A 6,292-nucleotide genomic window follows, 5' to 3' on the forward strand; every position below is an offset into this window, starting at 1 on the left:
CCACGCAGGGAGGGTGTTTTGGTGGTCCCAATCGTGTTGCGCTGTAGGTGATAAGGTTGCGCAGTTGTTCTTCGTTTTGTGTTTGTATGCTTTCGTTCCAGAGTTGTTCAATATTTGTGAAGAGCTGGTATGCGTTGTGTGCCCTTCTTGCTGTTGGCGCTTTGTGTATGCGGTTGTGTGTGATGATGTTGGTGTATGCTGTTGATAGTTGTGCGAGGTTTTGCGTGGTTTTGGCGTATCGTTCAAGTCTCTCGCAGATGGTTTGTGGTTTTATGAGTTCTACTGCGCGTTCGTAGTGTTTGCAAAGAGTGGGGTCGGTGCCGTGGCGTGTTGCGAAGAGGTAATCTTCAAAGTGATCTGCTAGTTGTTTCCAGACTGCGCAGGCGCTGGGTATGTCGGTGATGATGGGTGGTTTGTGGAATGCATCAAAGAAGGTCATGGAGCACCTCCGCATTGAGTGTTATCTCTTTGTTTTCTAGTTGTGAGAGTTGTTCTTCAAAGCGTTTTGCAAAAAGGTTGTATGTGTTGAGGTGGTCTTGTGGTGTGGTGTGGTCTCGTCCTGCGAATTTTGCGTGTGCTTTGATGAGTGCGCAGTAGTGTTGCATGAGTGAGATTGTTTTGCTGGTGTTTGGAAGGAGGTTGAGGATGAGTTGGGGGTGTGCTTCTTGGACGTTGAGTTGCGTTTCCTTAATGTTTTTGAGCAGGTGGCTTATGTTGAGGGGTTGTTGGGGTGTTCGTGTGAGAATTGCTTCTTTTCTTTTTCGGATGGCTTCTTCTGTAGTGTTTGTTTTTAGACGTATGAATCTGCGTGAGAGTTCATGGTCTAGGGTATAGTTGTTCTCGTCTGCTAGGGTGTAGATAAGTTGTTTTCCTGCGGGTATGCGAAGTGTGTGTGTTTGTTGTCCTCGTGTTACTTTGCGTATGCTTTCTTTACCTTCGCTAAGGTCTTTAATCATTTCAATGAGGGTTTTGTCACGTCCTGCTTTTTGTAGTTCGCTAAAGTAGATGATAGTTGATGTGGTAATGTTTTCGTCATAGTATGTTGCGGTGGGGCTTGAGAGTGAACAGGTGTAGATGTGCTCGTCAAGGCAGTCAAGAAATGCGTTTACGAGGTGACTTTTTCCTGTTCCTGAAGCTCCTTCCACTCCTACGTGGAGCCCGCTTACGTAGCAGAGTGCGAGGAGTTTTGCATTGTCTCGCTCTTCGTACACTCCTCTTGATTCAATTGCGTCCGCTACGTCATCAAGTGTGAGATGAGGGGTTTGCAGGAGTTGTGGGGGTTGTGGGTGTTGGTGTGTTTGCAACGCCTGTGATTGGTAAGGGTGTAGTTGTGAATTGTTTATTGAATTGTTTAGGGGATTGTTTCTTGGGTTGTCTGTTGCTAGGCGAGGTGCATGGTGCTGTGAGTGTTCTTTGTTGGTTGTTATTGGGCGTATGTAGTTTTTGTGTGCTTGTTGGAGAGCTTCATGAAATGAGGGGAGGTCATAGTATTCGGTTATTGCGCGTGCCTCATCAAAAAGCTGAAGTTTTTCAGTAAGGCCTGCATGGGAAAGCTGGGAGATAATATTGCGAAATCGATGTGTGTCTGTTTTCAAATCGCCTATGTAGAGTTTTTGTTGTGAAGTCATTTTTTTGCTCTTTTGTTTTTCATATTTCTTTTTTGTTTCCTTGTTTGGTCTTTGTTTCTTTTCACCATCTCTTGTTTTCTCGTTTTAACTGAATTCGTTCTTTCAAGTTTTGCCATACGTGTTGAGGACGCGTAGGATGTGTTCAAGACCAAGTGGCTTTGCATTATGACAAGAGGGGTTGTTTGTAAAAAACTCGGGAGAGATGGTGTGGTATTGTTTGCAGTTCTCGTTTGCAGCATCAAGAATATTGGTAATTTCTCTTATGCTGATTTGTTTTCCAGAAATGCGTTGCGCAACGTGTTGGACGTCTTCGTCGCTGAGTTCATGTTCATACAGGGAAAGTTTGCTTAAGAGCAGGTTTTCAAGAAAGGAAGGGTCGGTAGGTGTTTTAAGGGAGATAACATTTGCTTGTCCGCAACGATCAATGATGCGAGAATCGATGTTGTTAAGGTAATTTGTGGCCATGATAATTGCCGTGTTTCCCACATAGTTTACTCCCTCGCCGCTGACCATCTTGATAAATTCCGAGGTGAAGTGCTGGTCAGCTTCTGTCTTTGATCTTGAAGGAAAGACGACATCCGCTTCATCAACGGTGATAACGCTTATACCTTGAGGGTCTTGTGCGCGGGTGAGAATTCCACGAATGTTTTTTGCAGACTCTGCTTGGTAGGAGCTCTTATCTGCGTTGGTAACGCTTATCGTAGCACAAGGAATATCTTTGTAACGTGCAATCATTCTGCAGCGGTATTTTACATGTTCAAGAAGCAAGGATTTACCGCATCCTGGAGCACCTTCAAGAATGAGGAGGGGAATTTTCTGTGTTGGTAACTCTTGATTCTCTTGAGCGATGGGTTGATAGAATCCCAAACGGTGAACAAGAGAGAAAACTTTTTTCTGCTCTTGCTCATAGCCTATGATGGGGGGAGGACTTCTGGTGTTGGTACTTGAGAGATTGTTGAGATTGTTTTGTTGAATCTCTGCGTAAGCGCCACTAAGAGAGGGGACTAGGCAGGAGAGTGAGCGTAGGAACACTCCTTGTTCTACGAGTGTTGCATATGGTGCTAGCATTTTTTTATGTGCAGCATAGACACTCACGAGGAATTTTTCCTGTGAATCACCATATCTAATTCCTTCCACTTGCACACAAGGTCCTTGTCTTTGTTCTTGCAAGTAGTTAAGAGCAAGAGCTGCACTTTTTGCAGTGTGTTCTTGCGAGCTTTCGCCTTGCATTAAAGAGTCATAAAATACGCGAGTACTCTCATGTTGCGCAATCAGCGAGGGAAGCGAGGATCTGATGATTTGGGTGATACTCATAGATCATCCTCCAGTTGTGAGATGAGTGCTTCAATGTCAAGATCGAGCGATCTCACGTCTGTTGTCTGTGAAAACCTTAGCTCAGGAGGGTTGATCACTTGGTTGTTTGCAATTTTCTCCTCTAATGTGCGGTATCCTTTTTCGATGTGCCCATTATTTGCACGAATGGCAATATCTATGTTTTTATACGCATCAGGGGAGTTGTCTTCAATTTCAAGACGTCCTTGCATATCCTTAATTTCCTGTGTTGCAAGGTAGGTTTCTTGATAGATTAACGCGCCGCTTTCACGCTCAAGGGAGTAATCATGACATCTATCTGCAAGAAGTAGTTGCTGGCGGTAGACTCTTTCTGTTTGATTGAGACGCTCAATTGCAGCTGCATGTGTCTTTATACGCGTATGGGCGAGACGTTTTTTTCGTTTAAGAGCTAAAACATCTTTGAGAATGTCTTCGCGAGGGTTTTGTTCATACTCTGCTTCACGTTGACGTAAGTGCTCTTCAGCTCGCCGATAATCACGGATAACTATGCGCGTGTAATGTCTAAGTTTTTCTTTTTCCGCGTAAATCTTAAAGAATGCGTTTTCCGCTTGTTCGAGCTGTTCAAGGATTCTTTGTTCGTCTTGTTGCGCTTTTTTTGTTGCTTGTTCTAATTGTTCTTTGGTTTGTATGGCGAACTGAGCAAGCGCATGGTTTTGATATGCGCTAAGCGTTCTCGAGTAAATTGATTCGGGAATGAGGGGTCGCAGCTTACTCACAATAGTTTTTCCTGCACGAGCATACCATTTTGCAAATTGGCCTTCTTGAATTTCTGCTGTCTCAAAAGGATTACTTGGAAGTGCTTGAGGGTGCATGGTTTGAGCATGTGCTCCGTAGATTTGTTTCACCTCCTCAAAAGAAATATTGTCTACATCAGGTGTGTGTTTGTATGTTTGTTCTTGATATGCGTGTTCTTGAGCTGTTGCTCCATATCTTGCGCTTTGCGTGGTTTTCTCCTGTGTGTGAGTTCTTTGTGTGTTATTTAGTGGTGTGTATGTTGGCGATGTATTTGTTATTGGCGTATTGGTTTTTGGTGCATCAGTTTTTGGTGCATCCGTTATTAGTGTGTCTGTTCTTTGAGAGGTTGGTTTCTGCGTGTTTGCTGTATGTGTGTTGTGGTCGTTGAGTGGTTGATATTGTTTTGCGGTGTATTCTTGTGCAACAGGGTTGTTATGCACTTCAGGTTGTGGGTTTTCATAATTTATTGTGTTCTTTTTTGTTTCATCCTTCATTGTTCATACCTCCGCATTCCTTCTTGTAGCCCTTCGTATGCTCCTTTGAGTCGCAGTCCTAATCGCTTAATGGTTGAGCTAGTTTTCTCATATGCTTGCGTCGCGTTTTTTCTTAGAATGTGTTGTGCAGCTCCGAGCACTGCTTCTTCGTTTGCACATACAGGGTGAGATCCGTACTGCTTACAGGGAAGAGTGTTATTTTTATTGAATCCTTCTTTGAGTTCAACTGCGGTGTAGACTCCTCCTATGGTTTCATGAATTTCAAGTCGGCTTATCGCAGTTATGGGAAGGTATCTTTTTGCAGTTTCTTGTGTAACTGCTTGGGATACTTGAAGTGCGTAGATGAGAGATGCTGCTTCATCAACATTAAGGTGGTGTTGGGTAACAGTGTCAACGTAGTCCTCAAGAGCGTCTTGTGATTGCTCAATTGGGGTTGAACAAGCACTCATAAGAGTGCAAAGTGCAAGTAGTTTTTTCATGGTTCACCTCCGAGTTTCTTGCGTAGGTATTCAAGTCCGTAATGGTAATAAGATTCTATTTTGTCAAAGGTTTCACGCCCTTTGTGATGGGCGCTCTCAAACCGTCTGCGCAGGTGCTCCTGTTCGATGAGCGTGTCAAGATCATAAAGTACAGAATCAGGGTAGTGGGGGAGCGCGTTGCTTATCGCGGTTGTAGGCCGAGTTGTTTCAATAAGAAAAGAGGTAGTGACAAGTGTTTTTGTATTCTCGTCAAGTGTTTCGTAGAGTTCCATGATATGTAATGCGCGCTCATCAGTTGATGCAAGCGCGTATTGCTTATTGCATGCTTCTTGTAGAGGTTCTACTGGCTCACTAATTGCCAAAGTGTACTTTTCATAGAATGAATTGGCGTCAAAAGAAAGCGCAGCCAAGAGAGCCACGTCTTCTGACACTGCGAGAGATTGGATGAGCTCTTTTTTGTGTTGATCGCTTAGATGTGGGAAAACGCTCTTGGCTACGCAGTAAGAGACTTCTTGTGCAGTCTCTTGAAGGTGGTGTATGGTTGTTGTTGCTGCCTTTTGTACATAAGGTGTTGCAAAGTATGCGCTTATACTTAGTGCGAACGCGCTTGCAAACCCTAATGCATAAGGTTTTATCCAGGAAGCTCTCGCTACTTGAGATTCTTGTGCCATATTCGATCAACCTTGAAAATAGGTGAGGTCTAAGAGTATGTAAAGAAATGCTGTCGTGTAGGTGACGACAGTATCAAAAAAATAGCAAAAGAACTAGAAAAAAATAGCGAAAGAAAGAGGTATTAAAAAATGTCAAAAAAAACAAGGTCAAATTACTTAATGGTCCCACTTTGCCAATCTTTAATGAGTTCTCGTGACATGCGGTCAAGGTCTGCAACGCCTCCTGAGAGGATGCGGTTGCGTTTGAGTGCGATTGCTTCAAGCATATCATCAGCGTCACCTTCTTCAACGCCATAATGCTTAGCTATGCGTTCTTTATACTTTTCAATGAGATGCATCGCAGCGGTTTCAGGGTCTTTGAGTTGCTCATGACTTTTCGCACCTATAACTGCGAGCTGAATTTCATCTTTTTCTTTATAGGAAAGTACTCCTGGTGTGTCAATGAGTTTAAGGTTGGAAGAGATTCTGATGTATTGTTTTCCTTTGGTGTAGTTTGAACTGGGTGACATCTTTGCTTTTCCCTTTTGGGCAAGCATGTTGATGATGGATGATTTACCCACATTAGGGTAGCCAACAATTCCTACAACAGCATCTTCTCCTCTGGTGAGTGATCGGATCTTGTCTCGAAGAAGGGTTTGTCCTAGAAATTCTTTTGAGGAGACAAAGACGCAGTGTTTGAGCCGTTTTTTCCATAGTTCAAGGTCTTTTTTGTTGGCAAGGTCGCATTTGTTGATGACGTAGATGAGTGGTTTGCCCGCTGCTTTAATGCGCTCTTCAAGCTCTTCATTGCGTGTTTCTTCTACAAAGCGCGCATCAAGGACGAAGAGCAGGATATCTGCTTCATCAATTACTGCTTTAACTACTTTCCAAAAGTTTGGCATAGGGGGACTGGTTTTTGGTTTGTTTTTAAGATTACTGAGAAAAAGAGGGGG

7 protein-coding genes are annotated in these 6,292 nt (G+C 43.5%); all 7 read right to left on the reverse strand.

Translation table 11 applies throughout. The features are described from left to right. The coding region (locus D6774_01275) for a hypothetical protein (protein RME78398.1) at positions 1 to 439 on the reverse strand (439 nt) is incomplete at its 3' end. Beyond that, the gene (locus D6774_01280; protein ID RME78399.1) at positions 426 to 1,628 is read right to left on the reverse strand and encodes a hypothetical protein; all 1,203 of its coding nucleotides are present in this window, start codon (positions 1,626 to 1,628) and stop codon (positions 426 to 428) included. The genes D6774_01275 and D6774_01280, both read right to left, overlap by 14 nt. 102 nt (positions 1,629 to 1,730) lie before the next feature. Then, positions 1,731 to 2,942, reverse strand: coding sequence for an AAA family ATPase (locus D6774_01285; GenBank protein RME78400.1), 1,212 nt, complete (start codon positions 2,940 to 2,942; stop codon positions 1,731 to 1,733). Then, positions 2,939 to 4,210: a hypothetical protein gene (locus tag D6774_01290; GenBank protein ID RME78401.1), complete on the reverse strand. Its 1,272-nt coding sequence runs from the start codon at positions 4,208 to 4,210 to the stop codon at positions 2,939 to 2,941. The genes D6774_01285 and D6774_01290 overlap by 4 nt, the downstream gene beginning before the upstream one ends. After that, complete coding sequence (locus D6774_01295; protein ID RME78402.1) at positions 4,207 to 4,689, reverse strand: hypothetical protein; 483 nt, start codon at positions 4,687 to 4,689, stop codon at positions 4,207 to 4,209. The genes D6774_01290 and D6774_01295 overlap by 4 nt, the downstream gene beginning before the upstream one ends. After that, positions 4,686 to 5,360, reverse strand: coding sequence for a hypothetical protein (locus D6774_01300; protein RME78403.1), 675 nt, complete (start codon positions 5,358 to 5,360; stop codon positions 4,686 to 4,688). The genes D6774_01295 and D6774_01300 overlap by 4 nt, the downstream gene beginning before the upstream one ends. A gap of 152 nt (positions 5,361 to 5,512) precedes the next feature. Further along, a complete protein-coding gene (gene rsgA / locus D6774_01305; protein RME78404.1) occupies positions 5,513 to 6,241 on the reverse strand; it encodes a GTPase RsgA in 729 nt (242 codons plus the stop codon). Positions 6,242 to 6,292 lie beyond the last annotated feature (51 nt).

The sequence above is a fragment of the Candidatus Woesearchaeota archaeon genome (assembly GCA_003695435.1).
Lineage (GTDB): Archaea > Nanobdellota > Nanobdellia > Woesearchaeales > UBA11576 > J101.